The sequence below is a fragment of the Microcoleus sp. S28C3 genome, from assembly GCF_036700785.1.
GTDB classification, from domain to species: Bacteria; Cyanobacteriota; Cyanobacteriia; order Cyanobacteriales; family Microcoleaceae; genus Microcoleus; species Microcoleus asticus.
Window position 1 is genome coordinate 41,497 of sequence record NZ_JAUBPO010000039.1, and the last position, 19,173, is coordinate 60,669.

Below are 19,173 nucleotides of genomic sequence, written 5' to 3' on the forward strand. Positions count from 1 at the left end.
CAGGAAATCCACCAATCATGAAAATAGTTATTGACGGCATATTTTTTCAAAGCCAGCAAAAAAGCGGGATTGCTCGCGTTTGGCAGTCTTTGATGGAAGAATGGGTAAAAGACGGTTTTGCTCAGAATATAGTAATGCTGGATCGCGCCGGCACAACACCGAAGGTTGCCGGCATTCAATATCGCTCGATTCCGGTTTACGATTACAACAAAACCGATGCTGACAGACAAATGTTGCAGCAAATCTGCGATCGAGAAAATGCAGATTTATTTGTTTCTACCTACTATACAACACCGATTTCGACGCGATCGGCATTTGTCGCCTACGACATGATACCCGAAGTTACGGGAGGCGACCTGAATAATCCCATGTGGCGAGAAAAACATCATGCTATCCGCCAAGCATCTTCCTACATCGCCATTTCCCAAAACACGGCCCGCGACTTAGTAAAGTTTTTCCCCGAAATATCTCCCGCATCAATTACTGTCGCTCACTGCGGAATTCAAAAACATTTTTATCCTTCTAGTATACCAGAAATAGAAGCATTTAAAACTGCATACCGGATTGAAAAGCCCTACTTTTTAATAGTTGGAGAAAGATTGGGGTTCAACGGTTATAAAAATACAATTACTTTTTTTCAAGCTTTATCGAGACTCAGCAGCAAGTCGGGATTTGATGTTGTTTGTACTAGCGGTCAACCTTCGCTAGAACCTACATTACAACCGTACAGTGCTGGTTTAAACGTCCACCTGCTGTATTTGGGCGACGATGAATTAAGAGCGGCTTACTCGGATGCGATCGCCCTCATATTTCCGTCCAAGTATGAAGGTTTCGGGCTGCCAATATTGGAAGCAATGACTTGCGGTTGTCCCGTCGTCACTTCTCCCAACAGCTCGATTCCAGAAGTAGCAGGCGAAGCAGCATTTTATGTAGGTGAAAATGATGTTAATGCACTGGGAAATGCCCTGCTTGACGTGCAAAAACCGGATATTCGTAGGTCGTTAATTGCTGCCGGACTTGGACAATCCCGCAAATTTTCTTGGTCAAAAATGGCAAAAACAGTTAGTTCAGCGTTGATGCAAGCCTGCGGCAGCGGACAGCAAATCCCGGCAAAATCGCCGGAAGCCCCAATCTTATTGTCAAGCATTATCGAGCAATACCAGAAAAATTCGACCGATTTATCCGCACTAGCAAATGCCCGCCAAGCTAGAAAACAAATTGCTGCTATCTGGCTTAATTTACCAGTCGAACAAGTTGCAAGTGCCTTTGCAGGCGATCCAGGTAAACACCACCAAGCGCTGCTGGCAAGCGAGATTAGAGATGAAGCGCTAACCGATACAGAAGAGAGTTTTGTCAGCGAATTAGCCGCCAATGTGGCGAAAGGATTTAACGAGCCAAAAGCTATCAATTACCTGCTCGCAGCCATGCTGTACCGTCGCGCCCACCAATTGCCGGTCAAGTACGATCGCGCTACACTGCCTAATTGGTTCGCCAACGAATATCTCAAATTCATGTTTACTTGTCCCAACCTATTCCAAACCAGAGGAGAAGCAGACAGTTACTATCAATTCATCCAAGGCTGGGTGGATTACGTCCACAGCAATATATTCAAAAATCCCGATTCCCAGCTTTGGCAAAATATAGCTTTATTTTTCTCGCAAGTTGCGAACTTTATCCCGCTGTATTTTACCACGGCAAACCTGCGCGATATTTACACCAAACGGGCGGAAATTATTGAGTTTGCACTCAAAAATCGCGGCTGTTCAATTGATTGTATCTTCCCGGCGCGATCGCCAAATCGGACAAAAATCCGCCTCGGCATCATCAACGACCATTTCGCGCCGCAAACCGAAACCTTCGCTACCATCCCGGTTTTCGAGCATTTAAACCGCAACGAGTTCGAGATATACCTGTACGCGCTCAACACCAGCGGCCACCAATTAGAACAATACTGTCAAAGTCGTGCCGACAAACTGGTTGCACTCCCGAAAGACTTTGCATCGCAAGTCCAAACAATCCGCGCCGACGACTTAGATATCCTGTTTTTCGGTACGAATTTAACAGCTATTAACAAACCGCTGACTTCACTAGCAATGCACCGTTTGGCGAGGGTACAAACTACATCTTTCTGTTCCCCGACAACCACCGGAATCCGGCACATGGATTACTACATTGCCGGTCAATTTACCGCGCCGGATGCTAGTTATCAAGAACAATATCGCGAACAGTTGGCTGTTCTCGAAAGCAGCGGTTTTTGTTTCAAATACGCAACAGAATCGGAAGTAGCTACAGTCAAACCTACGCGCCAAAGTCTGGGAATTTCAGACAATACAACCGTTTTTATCTCCGGCGCCAACTTCTACAAAATTCTGCCGGAATTGAGAGAAACTTGGATCGAGATTCTAGCTGCTGTACCCGATTCAATCTTGATTTTATATCCCTTCGGACCGGCTTGGACTCGCACTTATCCGGCGACCCCTTTTGTTAACAATCTGAACGCTGTATGCGCTAAATACGGCGTAAATAACAACCGCTTGCGGTTCGTAAAACAACTGCCAAGCCGCGCGGATGTCAAAGAATTTTTGCAGCTAGCAGATGTTTATCTCGATTCCTATCCTTACGCTGGGGCAACATCGTTAATCGATCCTTTGCAAGTAGGATTGCCGGCGGTGGTTGTGGAAGGAAATGCTTTGCGGTTCCGCCAAGGTTCGGCGATGCTGCGGGAACTGCAAATGTCTGATTTAATTGCGTATGACGAAGCATCTTACATTCAGCTAGCCGTTACCCTCGGCACTAACCCGCAATTGCGGCAGCAAAAACGGCAGGAAATTCAGCAAAAAATGCAAGGCAATCCGCGCTGTTTTGACAGTGTTGCATACTCTGGGGCGATCGGCAAATTATTCCAAGAACTCTTTGGCAAATGGCAAACCAGCCACCAGGAAGCATCCCGCAGCTTACAGGATAGCATTCCCAAGCAGGCAGATTTGGGCGAGATTCTATCGAATGCCGTCAAGCTTTACCAAAGAAACTCATCAAACATCTCAGCAATATCCGAACTGCGTCAAATCCGCAAACAAATCGCTGATTTTTGGCTGAACATTCCCGCCGAAAACCTTGAAACCGCCTACAAAAGCGCTTCAGGTAACAGCTATCAAATCCTGCTCAAGAGTGGCTTCCAACATCAACCGATGATGGAAAGCGAACAAATATTTTTGCAGGAATTAACCCAGATTAGCAAAGGATTAGTGCATCCCAAAGCTATCAATGCTCTACTGGGTGCGATGCTGTATTTTCCACCGGGAACCATGCGAATTCCCGACGCTCGCAACCGTTTGCCGCACTGGTTAATTGCGGATTACGAACAAGTTTTTGAGACGGAAGCTGCCGTCAACTCTGAGTCAACTTCTGATTTGCTAGCTCAATACATTCAATCGCCACAATTTGCGAACCAACTGTTAGGATGCGTCAATCTTTACCGCATAGATTCGTCTGACGAATCGGTAGTTTTGGAACTCCGCCAAATCCGAAAGCAACTGGCTGATTTTTGGCTAACTGTTCCTTCAGAAAAACTTGAAAGTTTTTACCGAGGAGACGTTCGCAAGGGATATCAAGCACTACTTAGCTGCGGCTTGCAAGCAGAATCAATGACTGAAGCCGAACAAAAATTTTTGCAGCAATTGACCGAAATTAGCAAAGGGTTGGTGCAGCCTCAAGCTATCAATGCTCTGCTGGGGGCGATGCTGTATTTTGTTCCGGGAAAAATGCGGGTTCCCGATGCTCGCACCCGCTTGCCCCAGTGGTTGCTTGAAGATTACGAAAAGGTGTTTGAAAGCGCATTTGCGACAATCGAACAAACAGTTGTCAAACAAGATTATCTGCCGCAGTTTCTCAATCAATTAACTGCTGCCGTCAATCTTTATGAAATCGACCCGACGGCTGAATTGGTAATAGCAGATTTGCGGCATATTCGCAAGCAAATTGCCGATTTGTGGCTGAGCCTTTCCGGCGAACAACTGGAACTTTTGTACCGGAGCGATTTTGGCAATGGTTACAAAGCAATGCTGGGCAGCGGGTTTATTAATGAGCCACTGAATGAGAGCGATCGCGAGTTTTTCAACTCGTTGGTTGCTGAGTTGGGTAAAGGGTTTGGAACGCCTAAATCTGTGAATAATTTGTTGGCGGCAATGCTGTATTGTCGCCCTGGACAGTTGCGGGTTCAGGATGCGAATACTTGTTTGCCTCCGTGGTTGTTGGCGGATTACGAGCAGTTGGTTGGGGGTGCGGTTAAGGTGGCTGTTGGGTGATGAAAGGCGCAGGTTTTGAGATTTGGGATTAGTTGCTAATCTCAAATCTCAGGATGGAAACAAACCGCGAAGACGCTGATGACACGAAGGAAGAGAATAGAAGGGAAGAGAAAGATTTGAGAAATTATTTTCCGTACCCGTAGTAATTTAATTCAACACGAGTTCTGGCTGCTGAGTCTCAAACAAAGGGCGAGTTACCTGACGCACTAGCACTGTTTCTAAACTGCCTTCTACTACATTTTCTGCTTCTATTTCTAACTCGCCCCATAATAGCCGATCGCCTTGATTTGGCATTTTACCCAAAGTGTGAATCACGAATCCGGCGATTGTTTGGTAAGCTTGGTTTGTCGGCAGATTTAACCCGAGTTTTTCGTTAACTGCCGTCACTTCCCATAGGCCAGAAATTAGTGCTGAATGAGCATCTTTTTGAAGGATAATTGCCTCGGAAGGTGACACCAGCGGTTGAGACTCTTTACTGGTAATCCAACCAGTCAGCAGCCGCACGGTACCGTTGAGAATTGCTAGCAGCGGCCACAGTAATTTTGAGCAGAGTTCGAGGGCCGGCATCAGCAGCAAAGCGGTGCGTTCTGGGGCGTGGGTTGCTAATACTTTGGGGATTAGTTCTCCTAAGACTATTTCTACGTAAGTTACTAAGATAAAAGCTGCGGGAACTGCGATCGAATGAGCAGTCAGCACGGCCGGCAAATAACCGATCGGCAATTTGTCGATCCACGGTTCGATCCAGTGTACAGTTGCTCCCTCACCCAACCAACCCAACAGCAAACTCCCTGCTGTTGTGCCAGTTTGAGTCACAGACAAATAATGCGGTATGTTGTTTTGAGCTTGGTGGACGAGTTCGGCGGTTTTGGCAGTTGGGCGATCGTCCAACTGGGCAAGTTGGCGGATTTGATGGCGATCGGCTGATACTAATGCCAGTTCTGACGCCACAAAAAACGCGATCGCAAGTGTTAATCCCAGCAACATTGCTAATCTCAGCACTGTTTCGATTACTTCTATTTCTAGCGATGTAATGTTGTTCAAGATAGATATCTAATACGATAGATGTTTTCAGTTAATTATTTAATTTTAGCTGGCGATGGAGATAGATTGAGCGCCAGACATTGCGGATATCCCCACTACCGGTATTCGTAGGTGCGCAATGCGCACCTTACCCGTAGAACTTGTGAACTCTTTCTCTTCTCTTATCCTCCTTCGCGCATGAAAGCGTCTTCGCGGTTCGTTCAAAACCATCCAATTCACAAAGCCGGAACTCATTGCTATATCAACTCTCCCTTACTTCCCGGAGCGAATTAATTTCCGTAAAAGTCTGCACCGGATCGGACTTCAACCCGCCTTGAATGTAATTCAACTTCACTTCTTCTAACAAATCCGACAGCAGCGATTGCAATTCACCGAGAGTTTTTTCATCTTGCAATTCCCGCCGCAAACTTTGATTAAATTCTTGGCTGAAATTATCGAGAATTTTTCGACCTTTATCGTCTTCATAAGTAGTAGATACCACATCCACAGCAGTTTGAGCCAAATAATTCGCTAGCTGTTCCGTCATCTCAGTAGGCAAAATATTAATCGGGGAGAAAGTTTGCAGGATTTGATAGAAATCCGACTGTTTGATTGTTGTTTCCAAATTGTGGTGCAGCAATTCTTCCAAATCCGGTTGCACCTGCGGCAAAACTTTGTAAATTGTCAGATCCAAAATCCGTTTTGTAATTTGTTCGATCGTATTTTCCTGATTGACGTGAAGGTACGGCTGCTGCGCCAGCAACATCTGCGCCGCGTCGCCCTGTTTTATCGAACTTTTAGCTTGATTGATAAACCGCACCATCATGTATTCCGACATCGTATTGGCTAAATAAGCCACCGGTTCGTAGGTAATTTGAGTAACTACGCGATCGAGATTCACCAAACCCGACTTGTGCAGCCGCACCAATACCGGCAGAATCCGCCACCCCTGCCAAATCGGGAGCACCAGAAACACCTCGTACCAGCGCCTCAGCACAAAATCAAACCAAGTTACCCCCGGCTTGCGGCGGGTGTGGAACAGACTTTTAATCAAAAATTCCGCCCCAAAAAAACCGATAAACAACGCATCAATTCGCCAAAACTGGTCAGCGCTTTTCAAATATTCGGGATTTGCCAAACTCGAATCAATGCCTTTAATCGGGTCATAAATTTTAACTAAACCCGGAAAATAGCTCTGATAAACAGGGCGCAACTGCAGGTAACTGAAATGGAAAATTACCAGAAAAAAATTGACCACCGCTACTAATGCGCTCAGTTTTGCCCAAGAAATTGCTTTTTTGGACAACTTTACATCGGTGCTGTTAACAGTTGTGTTGGAATCTGACATAAAAGTAATTTTCCCAGTTTGCTAATCGATAAATCTATCTTGTGGCCGACGCTAAAAAACTCTTAACCTATTATAATCCCTTGGTGGACAACAAGTATAAGGAAACCAAATGCCGTGAACTTAAAAACAGTCATATCGCTGCTCAAACAAACTTTTAGTGAATGGCAAGAAGATAAAGCGCCAACCCTAGCCGCGGCCCTAGCCTATTACACAGTCTTCTCTCTCGCCCCGCTGCTAATTATCGTAATTGCGATCGCCGGTTTAGTCTTTGGTGCAGACGCAGCCCAAGGTCAAATCGTCGCCCAACTCCAAAGTTTAATCGGCAAAGAAGGCGCCCAAACCGTCCAAGAACTAATCCTCAAAGCCTCCGAACCAAAGTCGGGAATGATTGCTACTCTAGTCGGCATCGCTACACTTTTGTGGGGTGCTTCCAACGTGTTTACTAATCTTAAAGAAGCCCTCAATACTATTTGGAATGTTTCACCGCCTCCCGGACGCGGCATCTGGGGATTCCTCCAAGACCGCGTATTGTCTTTTGCAATGATTTTAGGCATAGGATTTCTACTGCTAGTCTCTTTAGTAATTAGTGCCATCTTAGCCGCAGTCAGCTATTGGTTGAACGGCTTGCTGCAATTACCAATCAACATTTGGCAGATTGTGGACTTTGCTATCTCCTTTGGCGTAGTTACACTGCTTTTTGCCTTAATTTACAAACTTTTGCCCGATGTTAATCTTGCCTGGAATGATGTTTGGATCGGCGCCGCCATCACCTCAGTGCTGTTTACGATCGGCAAATCTCTAATAGGAGTTTACCTCGGAGGTAGCGGTATTGCCTCTACCTACGGTGCTGCAGGATCGTTCGTGATTATCCTGCTTTGGATTAATTATTCCGCTCAAATTCTCTTCTTAGGTGCCGAGTTTACCCAAGTTTGGGCTAACCGATACGGATCTCTAATGCAAGGTTCGCGAAAGAATATCCTAAACAGCGAAAACGGGGAATCCTCCGCGCGCAAACATCGGAAGAACTCTTAACATTAGACAAACGGGAAATTTGAGGTTAAACTCGCACTCCGGGTTTGACAGAAAAAGCAAAAAGGAAGAGGGAAAAAGGCAGAAGGTGCAAGGCGGAAGAAAAGCAAAATTTTGAATGCAATAATTTTGCTTTTTTTTTCGCTTGCCCTCTAACATTCAGTCTTCGGGACGACCGACTTCTGCTTTCTCGAAAGCCCTACTCATTGATTCAGAGGGGTAAAATTCTACCTTTTGCTGACCTCGCATCTCTAGCAGCAAAATGAAAGCAGGCTCGAGTTAGATATGGCTAGGAGGTGCGAGTTTGACAGCGACCAGAATACAGGAAATTCCCTTCACCCTCGTTCATTTATATTTAGATTATCTAGAGTTTGAGCTGCTGCACGTCTCTGCCAGCAGAAGGAACTCGTCTTTCAATTTTCCCCTACAACTTATCCCTGAAGGATGATTGATCGCTCCCGAATTTTGACTTTAATAAAAATGAGCTAGAAGATGCGAGTCCCGGCACCGCAGCCAAAATTACACTTTCAATCTTCTCCTGAAATATTTGTAATTTTTGGTAAACAATCATGATTTCATTTACTAAAAAACGCATCGCTCTCATCTCCGTACACGGCGATCCCTCTGTGGAAATTGGCAAAGAAGAAGCGGGCGGGCAAAATGTTTACGTGCGTCAAGTAGGGGAAGCTCTGGCTAAACAGGGGTGGCAAGTTGATATGTTCACCCGCTCATCCGATCGGCAACAAGCAAGCATTGTACAGCACAGTCCCAATTGCCGGACAATTCGGCTAGTAGCAGGGCCGCAATAATTTATTCCTCGCGACGAAATTTATGAATATTTACCAATCTTTGTTCAAGAATTTCAGAAGTTTCAGTTAGAGTCAGGCTTTGAATATCCCTTAGTTCACACAAATTACTGGCTGTCTTCTTGGGTGGGAATGGAGTTGAAAAAATCGCAACCCCTGCTGCAAGTTCACACTTACCATTCTTTGGCAGCAGTTAAATACAAGTCGGTTTCGACAATTCCCAGGATTGCCAAAACCAGGCTGCAAGTAGAAAAAACACTTCTGGAAACAGCCGATCGCGTGGTGGCTACCAGTCCCCAAGAAAAAGAACACATGAGGTCTCTGGTTTGCTCAAAAGGCAATATTGACATCATTCCCTGCGGTACCGACATTGAAAGGTTCGGCTCGATCGCCCGATCGACCGCCCGCCGCGAGTTGGGAATAGCCCCCGAAACCAAAGTCGTGTTGTACGTCGGCAGTTTCGACCCCCGATCGGGCATCGAAACCTTAGTCCGCGCCGTCAGTCTGTCGGCCGTGCCCAAAGCCGATTTAAAACTCATAATTGGCGGCAGGTGGCGTGCGGGGGAAAGCGACGGCAAAGAGCGCGATCGTATCGGCAGCATAGTTGAAGAACTCGGCCTGAGCGACATTACCAGTTTTCCCGGCGCCTTGAGCCGAGACATTCTCCCCGCCTACTACGCCGCCGCCGATGTGTGCGTCGTTCCCAGCCACTACGAACCCTTGGGTTTAGTCGCCCTGGAAGCGATGGCCTGCGGCACGCCCGTAATCGCCTCCGACGTGGGAGGGCTGAAATATACTGTAGTGCCGCAAGAAACAGGTTTGCTTGGGCCGCCGAAAAATGAAGCAGCCTTTGCCGATGCGATCGATCGCTTGTTAGTTGACTCAGTATGGCGCCAGCAACTCGGACACACAGGGCGCCAGCGCGTCGAAACCTATTTCAGTTGGGACGGTATCGCCTCCCAACTGAGTCAACTTTACACTCAACTGCTCGAACAATCGGCCCTTGAGCTTGACCCCGTGAGCGCTTAGTAGTATCACTTAGTATAGTTGAAGCCAGTTTCCCTCGATCCCTGTTTCACTCATCCGTTCTAACTGGGAACCTTCAACTATAAGTGATATCAGGAGGTACTATTGTACGCGCCAGAACATCTGGGAAGCCATCTGCAACCCATTTCAGACATCGAGCTAATTCGCCTGTGGGTGGAGCGCAAATCCCCCCGCAGCAAGCGCTTTAGCTCGCAGGCGGCCAACCGTTTTCGGCTGTTTGTAGCAAAACCGCTGGCAGAAGTGACTCTGACTGATGTCGAGACTTTCGCTGCAGCAATGAGATCTCGAAAACTTCCACCCGGTTTCTACAAGCAAACTTTGCTAGCGCTGAAATCGCTGTTCGCCTTCGGCCAGCAAACGGGAATCTTGCCCGCAGCCATCCCCCTGCACGGGTGGCCGATGCGACAGCGCAGGCAACTGTCCAAACGCCTCCGTTTTAGAATCTCTTGGACTTTGTTAATCTGTTTGTGCTTTTTCTTAGGTCGAATGACGCCGAGGCTGCTGTGGGCACAATCGGTCTCGCCAGAAAGCTCGCCCGCCCCGAAACGCCTGCCGGAAGTTGCGGCGATCGATTCACCAGACAAAGGAGAGGATAACATCGAGCGCGATCGATCGCCAGAAACTACTACTCTGAATTCACCAGAGCCCATACAGGATAAAAGACTCGATAGCATCGGTCCCGAACGTCGAGTCAAAGCCTTTCTCGACACGATTGCCACCGCCGAAGGAACCGCTAGCCCCGACGGCTACCGCACCCAGTACACCGGCACGAAATTTGTCAGCTTTCAAGATCATCCCAGGGAAATGAGGTGCGGCCGCCGCTACGGCAAAAAACTCTGTTCCGACGCAGCGGGGCGGTATCAGTTTCTGAGCACAACTTGGGACAGATTTGCCAAAAAATTTGGCGTCCGCGATTTCAGCCCAGAAAATCAAGATTTGATGGCTATAGAGTTAATCCGAGAAAAAGGTGCATTAGAAGATATAGAAGCGGGTCGATTGGAGTCAGCAGTGAGAAAACTCGCTTACATCTGGCCTTCTTTTCGCCGTTATGGCGGTTCTGTAGAATCCTCTATGCCCACACTCGAAGCAATGTACCTGCAAAATTTGGGGATTTACCGGCAAGGATTGGTTGTTAGCAATTAGTCAACAGTTCAAGAACGAGTTGGAATTTGCAATTTTGGATAAAGTTTTGAGATCCAAAATAGAAAGTTGGGGAGTTATGGGTGATGTCTATTTTTGGGGAAATCAGAAGGAAGGCACGACACGGATGAATAAGGCTTTGGATCTTTATTGCTTTGATTATCGCAAAATGCCTGGACAGATTAATATTGACGGGTGAAGGTAAGAGCGATCGCTCTTTAGTTGTGATAACGTTATCACTGCTATACTATTGCAGGTTTTCCATCTCCTTCAGGTCCACCCAACGGCTCATCAATATGACGAACTGGATGACCATAAGTAGAATAGTCTATGTAGTAATCAGAGGCATCCGTAAGCTTCAAGACAATTCTATTGAATAATGTGTACAGAGCATCTGTGGTGATTGATAATCCAGGATACTGGTTGGGTAAATAACGAGTACCATGAGCAGGTTTATTACGCTCTCTAAGCGCTTCTTTCTCAACCTTTCCATTTTTGAGTGAAATTAACTCGAAGAACTCGTCATATTTCATATTAGAACTTTTGTTATTCAGTTGTGACAGCTTCTTTTTTAATATTTTTACCTCTGAACTGAATTGAAGGTTTTTCTCTAACTTTTTATGAGCATTATCAAAAGCCTTTATAAGGAGCGGCTTCATTATTTCTTTCCACACATTTGTTGGAAGTAAATTCGTTGTCAAATTATTCTCACAATAAGAGTCTCTTAGTGACTCTATTGCTGCGCCAAGGTGTGCTGCTCGTACATCTATAGGTGAGTTTTGACCTAACCATACTAAGAAAAGTGGGTACTCAAGCTTTAGTTCTTCCATTTTAGTCGCAACAGCACTAATGATTTCAGACACCTTTTTCTCGTCTAAAAATTCCTCTAAACCATCGTACTGACGCAAGAAAAGTGGTGTGGGAGGATGACTGGGTTGTCTGTAGGCAGATTGCTCTCCTAGCAAACGAACTGCCTTCGTCGAGTAACTTACACGAGCTCCGTCTTCTGCAAGAGAGGTTGAGCCAACTGAAGCTATCTGTCTGCCAAGCGTAAAGGACAAAGCTGCTAGAATAATCTGTTTGGTATCCTCTGAGGGTATACAGTCATTTAGATTATAAAATTCTATAAACCCAGGTTTATACTCTGTTGAACCCATTTCCTCTGGAACCTGTCCTACCAACAGTAACCACCTTTTATCGCCTACTGTACACTCGCAGCCAAAGTGATCCAAGTTTCCTTGATAGTTGCTACTGAGATTGCGCTGAAGTCTGTCTCCCCCGCTTCGTTCTCGTGTAAAGACAATGGACTGCTTTCTCTGTGTGTTTCTAGTAAAAATATAGTTATTTATTGAAAAATTAACAATCCATTCAATGTGGGTAACAATCGGAAGCTCACACTGAACGACCTCAAATTCGTCAGCTTTTGCCTGAATAGAAAAGGAGTTGATCTCTGTCTCGAATCGATGTGAAAGAGTGTTAGATAAACGTAGTGACACTCCTTTGATTCGGACTAAATTACCAAATTTAGTTTGCCCAATTGTGTCTTTTGGATAGGGGGAGAATTCTCCTAGGCGTAGATGTATATACTCACTTAGCTGAAAAGAACCTGCTCCCTTTCCGATTGCCACTAATGCCAGGTTTGACAGTCTTGAGAGTTCCACTCTTTCTACGCTTTCAGGAAAAGCTCCATATTGAGTAACATCAATTTCAACAGATGTTTTACATTCCCATTCGAGCCAATCTAGGTTTGTCATACACTTTTACAAATTATAAACACCATCTCTGATAAGCTTGGCACATAGCTCACGGAACTTGTATAAAAAAAATAACTTCAGATTAATTACCGATCTAGATGCGCGATTCCCAATATAATTTAGGCTAATTTGCCATCTTCCATGTGAACGATGCGATCGGCAATATCCAAAATTCGGTTATCGTGGGTTACTAACAAAATAGTACAACCTTGTTCTTTGGCTAGTTGCTGCATCAAATTCACCACTTCGCGACCGGATTTGCTGTCCAGCGCGGCTGTTGGTTCGTCAGCTAAAACAATTTGCGGTTGACTGACCAAAGCGCGGGCGATCGCAACTCTTTGTTTCTGTCCTCCCGACAAGTCATCTGGATAGTAGTTAATCCGCTGTTCCAGTCCTACTAACTCTAGCATTTTTGCAGAGCGATCGCGCATTTGAGAACGCGAAAAATTCCCGTGAACTTCCAAACCCATCTGCACGTTTTGCAGCGCCGTCAAACTGCGGTGCAAGTTGTGCGCCTGAAAAATATAGCCTATTTTGCGCCGCGCCTTTACCAATTGGTCTGCACTCGCTTTGCACATTTCTTGACCGAGAATCTTGAGACTTCCCGATTGACCGGATCTCAGCCCGCCAATCAAAGTCAAAAGAGTAGTTTTTCCAGAACCGGAAGGCCCCGTCATCAGCACGATTTCACCTGCATTAATTTATAGGTTGATGTCAAAAAGTACCTGTTTTCGCAGTTGACCTTGACCGAAGTAGTGGTCGAGTTGGTGCAGAGAAATTTCCGGCTCAGAAATCGGTAATTTGTTAGTTGTCGTGCTGATATTAGTGGATTTCATAATTTAAAATTGAGGTTGGTAGTGAGGACGAAAGTCCTCACTCAACATCGATCTGCGTTAATCTGCGTATATCCGCTACCATCTGCGGTAAAAATTCCCAACTATGCCATCTGCGGTAAAAATTCCAACGTAACTAACTGAGCAATTTCTTCCGTTGGAAAACCTAAAGCCATTGGTTTTTGCGCTGCGGGAATTATTTGCACGTCATAGAGTAATGATTTGGTTATTTTTATCTACTGCGATATCGTGAATGTCGATATCTCCTGTAGTATAGCCGATTCTTGGAATATATAGGCGATCGTAACCTGGATGTTCCCCACCCGCAGCTAGCACATTGTCTAGCCAAAGTTGATATTTTGAGCTTAAATAGAGGGGTTCGTACAGTAAAGCCCCATTGTGCGATCGAAGATTCGCCAAACAGCCTAGATTATGTTGGTTTCTGGCTGAGAACCTATGTTTTGCTCGCATTGAGAAAATCCGAGAATTAATCACCGCACCCAGCCGCCAACCGCTCCCTTTCCCTCCGGTGCGATCGTCATTGTTGAACACCAATGGATTAATATTTACAAAATTTTTTAAGATCATTTAAATTTCATTAATTTAAGTAAACAAATCACTATTGATTTTGTAGTAAATGCTTGAATAGCAGTATAGGATAATTATTTACTGAGTCGGCAAAAGTTGTGAAAGATTGGATAAAATTATCATCCGGTAAGCAAAAAGTTTTGCCGTGAATGAGTTAGAACTTACGCACTAATCCGAGATTTCGTTGTTCTCGGCTTTTGGTATCACCAAAAGCCTCATCTATTGTTGGTAATTGCGCTGAATGCCTAAGTCCTAGAATTAACAAAAACCAATAAGGTGATTAGCATGAACAAGGAAATCATTTTCGTTGACTCCTCTGTACAAGATTATCAAAGCCTGATTCAAAATGTCAATTCCGCTCAAATTGTCCTTTTAAATGAAAATTCCATCGCGATCGCACAAATTACTCAAGCCTTGACAGATCAAAAAGATCTTGCAGCCGTGCACATCCTTTCCCACAGTAGCGAAGGTAGTTTAAAACTCGGTGCTGACATACTCAATGGGAACAACCTAGAAAATTTCAGCAGTCAGATAAAACAGTGGGGAAATGCCCTAACTGAAAACGGCGATATCCTATTTTATGGATGCAATGTCGCCGCAGGAGAAACTGGCCTCAATTTTGTCAAGCATCTCAGCGAAATAACAGGCGCAGATGTAGCAGCTTCTAATAACATAACGGGTTCTGCGGCCTTTGGCGGCGACGGGGAGCTAGAAGTGAAAGTTGGGGAAATTGAAACCCAACCCCTGAATTTTGCCAATTATAACTACACTTTAGCCGGACTCACTGGCACCGCAGATAGCAAAAGCATCAATTTTAGTGCTACCCCTACTTCCACCGCGATCGATGTTTTAGCGAACGACACGGGAACCGGCAGACTCAGTGTTGATAGTATCGTCACCGGCCCTGTCCACGGCACCGCGACTATTGGTGATTCGATCTATGTCGCTGGCGGCTACCGTATCCGCGACCTGCCTCCCACCGGCCTTATCAAGTTAAACTCTGACGGGGCTGTTGATACTACCTTTAACCCAAATGCGTATACGTATAGTGAGGTTGTGATCGCTCTCGATAGCAGTGGCAACCTCTATGTCGGTAGTAGCGGATACATTGCGAAGTTAAACCCGACGACTGGGGTTGCTGATACTACCTTTAACCCAAATCCGAATGGTTATCGTGTCTCTGCAATTGCCATTGATAGCAGTGGCAACCTCATAGTTGGTGGCAACTTCACCAGCATCGGCGGCCAAACTCGCAACAACATTGCGAAGTTAAACCCGACGACTGGGGCTGCTGATACTACCTTTAACCCGAATGCGAACCAAAATATGCCAGCTCCGGGGACACCTTATGATAGGTATGGGAATCATGTCTCTGCGATCGCCATCGATAGCAGTGGCAACCTCATAGTCGGTGGCGACTTCAACACCATCGGCGACCAAACTCGCAATTACATTGCGAAGTTAAACCCGACGACTGGGGCTGCTGATACTACCTTTAACTCAAATGCGAGTGGTTATGTCCATGCGATCGCCATCGATAGCAGTGGCAACCTCATAGTCGGTGGCGACTTCAACACCATCGGCGGCCAAACTCGCAACAACATTGCGAAGTTAAACCCGACGACTGGGGCTGCTGATACTACCTTTAACGCAAATGCGGATGGTTATTTCAGTAATGTGCATGGTTATGTCTATGCGATCGCCATCGATAGCAGTGGCAACCCTTATGTCGGTAGCTGGTTCTCGGAGGCCGGGCAAAAGAGCATTGTGAAGTTAGACCCGACGACTGCGGTTGCTGATACTACCTTTAACCCAAATCCGAACACTTCCGGCGGGTTTATGAATTCTGCTCGAATCAATGCGCTCGCTATTGATAGCAGTGGCAACCTCATAGTTGGTGGCTACTTCAACACCATCGGCGGTCAAACTCGCAACCATATTGCGAAGTTAAACCCGACGACTGGGGCTGCTGATACTACCTTTAACCTAGATCTGGATGCTCCGGGTATGGTCGGTGCGATCGCGATCGACCCGAAAAGAAACATCCTTTACACCCCCAACGCCAACTTCAACGGCGTAGACACCTTCACCTACACCGCCAAAGACAGTAGCGGTGTCAGCACTCCCATCACCGTCACCGTCAACGTCAACGTCAACCACTCCCCCGTATTAGATAACAGCGGCACCCCCGCCCTCACCGCCATCAACCAAGGAGACAGCACCAGTACCGGCACACCAATTAGCACAATTATCGCGAATCTGGGGGGAACAAAAATCACCGACAGTGACACCGATGCCAAACAAGGCATCGCGATCACCAACTTAGACACAACTAACGGCACTTGGCAATACACCACCGACGGCACTACCTGGATAGATGCCCCCTGGCAAAATGCCCTCTGGCAAAATGCCCCCGACCGCACTGTGATCTCCAGAGTTAGTGCCACAAAAGCCTTACTTCTGGCCAGTGATGCCAACACCAAAATCCGGTTTGTCCCCAATGCCAGTTACAATGGCACAGTTAATAACGCCATTACCTTCAAAGCTTGGGACCAAATCACCGGCACTAACGGAGGCACAGCAGACGTAACAGCAGACTTAACTGCCAACGGTACATCAAGCGTTTTCAGCACCGCCAACGAAACCGCCAATATTACCGTCAACCCCGCCCCCGCACCCGCCATCACCAGTGTCAGCGCACCCACCAATAGCACCTATGGAGTTGGACAAAACCTGGACTTTACCGTTACCTTCAACGAACCGGTAACCATCACTGGCGGTGCCAACTTACCGATTACCCTAGATACTGGTGGCACTGTCAACGCTACCCTCAACGGTACAGGAGCCTCTGCCACCACCCATACCTTCCGCTATACTGTTGCTTCTGGCAACCTAGATACCGACGGCATCACAGTTGGTACGGCCTTAACTTTACCCACGGATGCTACCATTCAAAATGCCACCAATGCCAACGCGATCCTAACTTTAAATAGCGTCGGTAGCACCACAGGTGTATTAGTCGATGGGGTTGCTCCCATCGTCACCATAAGTCCTGTTGCTGATATTACGACAGCCGGAGGAACCAGTCAAAGTTTGACAGTTACTTTCAGCGATAGTAATGCTGTCGATGTTTCAAGTTTGGACAGTTCTGATATTTTGATAAATTGGTCTGGCGGTGACATTCCTGCAAAATTTGTCAGTGTCGATACTAATAGTAATGGTACGCCTCGGACAGCCAATTATTCGTTTATTCCGCCTGGGGAAAGTTGGGATAATACTGACAATGGAACTTATACTGTTAAGTTGCAAGAAAGTCAAGTTAAAGATAGTCTTGGCAATTTCAATGTTGCTGGTAGTTTAGGGACTTTTAACGTTAATATTGCGGTGCCGGTTCCCAAATCAACGCCAATTCCAATTCCACCGGTAACACCGACACCAACGGTGACACCAACTCCCACAGAAACACCGACAACACCAACGGAAACACCAACATCAACGGAAACACCAACACCAACAGAAACACCGACACCAACACCAACGGAAACGCCGACACCGACACCCATAACGATCGCAATTAATACACCACACGTCGGTAATATCGATCGCGGTGAACCAACTAATTTGCCACAAAATCAAGAAGTAGATGGCAACTATCTACTGACTGATGAAGATGATACCAGTATCCCACAATCAGCCTTTGGCAAACCGATATTCGCGTTATCAGGTAATGATAACTTGACGGGAAGTGACGAGAATGACACGATTCATGGTAACAGAGGCGCTGATACCATTGATGGTGGTAATGGGAACGATAACTTGTTTGGGGGTAAAGAATCGGATCAATTGTCTGGTGGTAATGGTGATGACTTCTTGAGTGGAAATAATGACAATGATACTCTCACTGGTGGCAATGATAATGATCTCTTACACGGGGGGAAGGGAAATGATGTCTTGATTGGTGGGAATGGGAATGATGAGTTATGGGCAGATAAAGGTTTCGATGTACTCACCGGTGGCTTGGGCAATGATACCTTTGTATTACAATATACGGCTACTAACCCATCTCAAGCTGATGTGATTACTGACTTCACTTCCGACGATAAAATCAAGTTGATTGGTGCCACTTTCAGTCAACTAACCTTTGAGTCGGTTAATGTCATCTTAGATGGGGTGATGCCTCTAACTGCAACGGCGATCAAATCGGGGAATGACTACTTGGGATTGGTTTATAATGTGAATCCAACTGCTTTTAAGAGTGGCTCTTTCTTATAAGATTGCTGGGGAAGAAACTATAGGCTAGACCATCACAGGGAGGCGATAGCACTAACCGGAGGTTTGAGCTTTGGCCAGTTAGCAATCACTCAAAATAATCAGGGAACAATTATTAAAAACCTCTTGACAGGGGCAAGACTTCGGACAGTTTTGGAATAGGGACGCTCCGCGAGCCGAGCGAAAAAAGTCACTGGTATCTTAACGAAAAAGGCAGTTTTTACGTTAAGCTCAAAAAACACACGAACTTAAAAAACTGCCTGATGAATATTATTGAATCAATCTTACAACAAATGCCAGGTATTAGTCAAGCGCAAAAGAAGTTTATGGTGATTTTATTTTCCACCATTTTACTTGTTTATGGCAAAGTTAATTTTACCAATCTGGGCCGTTATAGTTCTTTGAGTGAAAAGACCTATCGTCGCCACTTTCTTAAAGGCTTCGATTTTCCCGAATTTCATAAATATTTTATCAATCAAGCCTTAAACCATGAGCGAACACTGATTGCAGTTATCGATTGTTCTTTTATTCCCAAAAGTGGCAAAAAAACTGAAGGAAAAGCTAGTTTTTATAATGGTGTAGCTGGCAGACCTGAAGAGGGATTAGAAATTTCTGTAATTGCTGTTGTCGAAGTTGAAACTCACTTGTCTTATAGTCGAGCGTGTACAACAAACTCCGTGGCGTCCGACAACAGAAATACCGAAAAATTCCCTAACTTCCAAGGTGAAAAAAAACTCAAACAAACGGCGGAAAAAAATAGCTCCAGAAAGCTCAATGCCTGAAATAACAAGAGTTGACGACTATGCTCAACATTTAATAAAGACTCGTTCCTTGTTGCCAGATTCTGTCCGTTACTTGGTCGCTGATGGTTATTATTACCGCTTTAAATTCTGGAATGCTGTACGTGATGCAGATTTAAATTTGATTGGGAAATTAAGAGTTGATGCCAACTTGAATTGTAATTGCTCAACCCCCTTGACAAGAAGACGAGATAGACATTAGATCGAGGAATGGAAAAACTCCCCGACTTAAAGC

The 19,173-nt window shown here is 45.7% G+C and carries 10 protein-coding genes and 2 pseudogenes; 7 read left to right on the forward strand and 5 right to left on the reverse strand.

The genetic code is table 11. The annotated features are described in order from the left end of the window. Positions 1-17 precede the first annotated feature (17 nt). Entirely contained in the window at positions 18-4,304 is a 4,287-nt protein-coding gene (locus QUA13_RS13945; protein WP_333199328.1) for an O-linked N-acetylglucosamine transferase family protein, read from the forward strand. Between the two features lie 147 nt (positions 4,305-4,451). Here the strand turns inward: QUA13_RS13945 and QUA13_RS13950 are convergent, their stop codons facing one another. Together QUA13_RS13950 and QUA13_RS13955 are read right to left on the reverse strand one after the other, a co-directional pair. Further along, on the reverse strand, positions 4,452-5,345 hold the full coding sequence (locus QUA13_RS13950) for a CNNM domain-containing protein (protein ID WP_333199330.1): 894 nt from the start codon (positions 5,343-5,345) through the stop codon (positions 4,452-4,454). Between the two features lie 241 nt (positions 5,346-5,586). Further along, positions 5,587-6,672, reverse strand: coding sequence for a hypothetical protein (locus QUA13_RS13955; protein WP_333199332.1), 1,086 nt, complete (start codon positions 6,670-6,672; stop codon positions 5,587-5,589). Positions 6,673-6,786: 114 nt separating this feature from the next. On the opposite strand from QUA13_RS13955, the gene QUA13_RS13960 reads away from it, so the two are divergent. The 4 genes and pseudogenes from QUA13_RS13960 (at position 6,787) to QUA13_RS13975 (ending at position 10,697) form a co-directional block, all read left to right on the forward strand. Continuing rightward, a complete protein-coding gene (locus QUA13_RS13960) occupies positions 6,787-7,704 on the forward strand; it encodes a YihY/virulence factor BrkB family protein (RefSeq protein WP_333199335.1) in 918 nt (305 codons plus the stop codon). Positions 7,705-8,005: 301 nt separating this feature from the next. After that, positions 8,006-8,149 (forward strand): hypothetical protein, encoded by a 144-nt coding sequence (locus QUA13_RS13965; RefSeq protein WP_333199338.1) that lies wholly within the window; start codon positions 8,006-8,008, stop codon positions 8,147-8,149. A 121-nt stretch (positions 8,150-8,270) separates the two neighbouring features. Further along, a pseudogene (locus QUA13_RS13970) lies at positions 8,271-9,536 on the forward strand (glycosyltransferase). A 102-nt stretch (positions 9,537-9,638) separates the two neighbouring features. Beyond that, positions 9,639-10,697, forward strand: coding sequence for a glycoside hydrolase family 104 protein (locus QUA13_RS13975; RefSeq protein WP_333199341.1), 1,059 nt, complete (start codon positions 9,639-9,641; stop codon positions 10,695-10,697). A 239-nt stretch (positions 10,698-10,936) separates the two neighbouring features. Here QUA13_RS13975 and QUA13_RS13980 read toward each other — a convergent pair whose 3' ends face one another. The 3 genes and pseudogenes from QUA13_RS13980 to QUA13_RS13990 all read right to left on the reverse strand — a co-directional run bounded on the left by QUA13_RS13980 (position 10,937) and on the right by QUA13_RS13990 (position 13,869). After that, positions 10,937-12,448, reverse strand: a complete 1,512-nt coding sequence (locus tag QUA13_RS13980) for a hypothetical protein (protein ID WP_333199344.1) — start codon at positions 12,446-12,448, stop codon at positions 10,937-10,939. Positions 12,449-12,567: 119 nt separating this feature from the next. Continuing rightward, positions 12,568-13,284: pseudogene (locus QUA13_RS13985) on the reverse strand (DevA family ABC transporter ATP-binding protein). Between the two features lie 204 nt (positions 13,285-13,488). Next, positions 13,489-13,869, reverse strand: a complete 381-nt coding sequence (locus tag QUA13_RS13990) for a DUF4915 domain-containing protein (RefSeq protein WP_333199346.1) — start codon at positions 13,867-13,869, stop codon at positions 13,489-13,491. A gap of 285 nt (positions 13,870-14,154) precedes the next feature. Here QUA13_RS13990 and QUA13_RS13995 point away from each other — a divergent pair, with 285 nt between their 5' ends. Together QUA13_RS13995 and QUA13_RS14000 are read left to right on the forward strand one after the other, a co-directional pair. After that, a complete protein-coding gene (locus QUA13_RS13995) occupies positions 14,155-18,141 on the forward strand; it encodes a DUF4347 domain-containing protein (RefSeq protein WP_333199348.1) in 3,987 nt (1,328 codons plus the stop codon). Between the two features lie 260 nt (positions 18,142-18,401). After that, on the forward strand, positions 18,402-18,920 hold the full coding sequence (locus tag QUA13_RS14000) for a hypothetical protein (RefSeq protein WP_333199350.1): 519 nt from the start codon (positions 18,402-18,404) through the stop codon (positions 18,918-18,920). Positions 18,921-19,173 lie beyond the last annotated feature (253 nt).

What these genes read in the sequence shown, in the direction of transcription:
- QUA13_RS13990 (WP_333199346.1), bottom strand. Translation starts at nt 13,869, where the DNA reads ATGATCTTAAAAAATTTTGTAAATATTAATCCATTGGTGTTCAACAAT.
- QUA13_RS14000 (WP_333199350.1), top strand. Translation starts at nt 18,402, where the DNA reads ATGAATATTATTGAATCAATCTTACAACAAATGCCAGGTATTAGTCAA.
- QUA13_RS13945 (WP_333199328.1), top strand. Translation starts at nt 18, where the DNA reads ATGAAAATAGTTATTGACGGCATATTTTTTCAAAGCCAGCAAAAAAGC.
- QUA13_RS13980 (WP_333199344.1), bottom strand. Translation starts at nt 12,448, where the DNA reads ATGACAAACCTAGATTGGCTCGAATGGGAATGTAAAACATCTGTTGAA.
- QUA13_RS13995 (WP_333199348.1), top strand. Translation starts at nt 14,155, where the DNA reads ATGAACAAGGAAATCATTTTCGTTGACTCCTCTGTACAAGATTATCAA.
- QUA13_RS13955 (WP_333199332.1), bottom strand. Translation starts at nt 6,672, where the DNA reads ATGTCAGATTCCAACACAACTGTTAACAGCACCGATGTAAAGTTGTCC.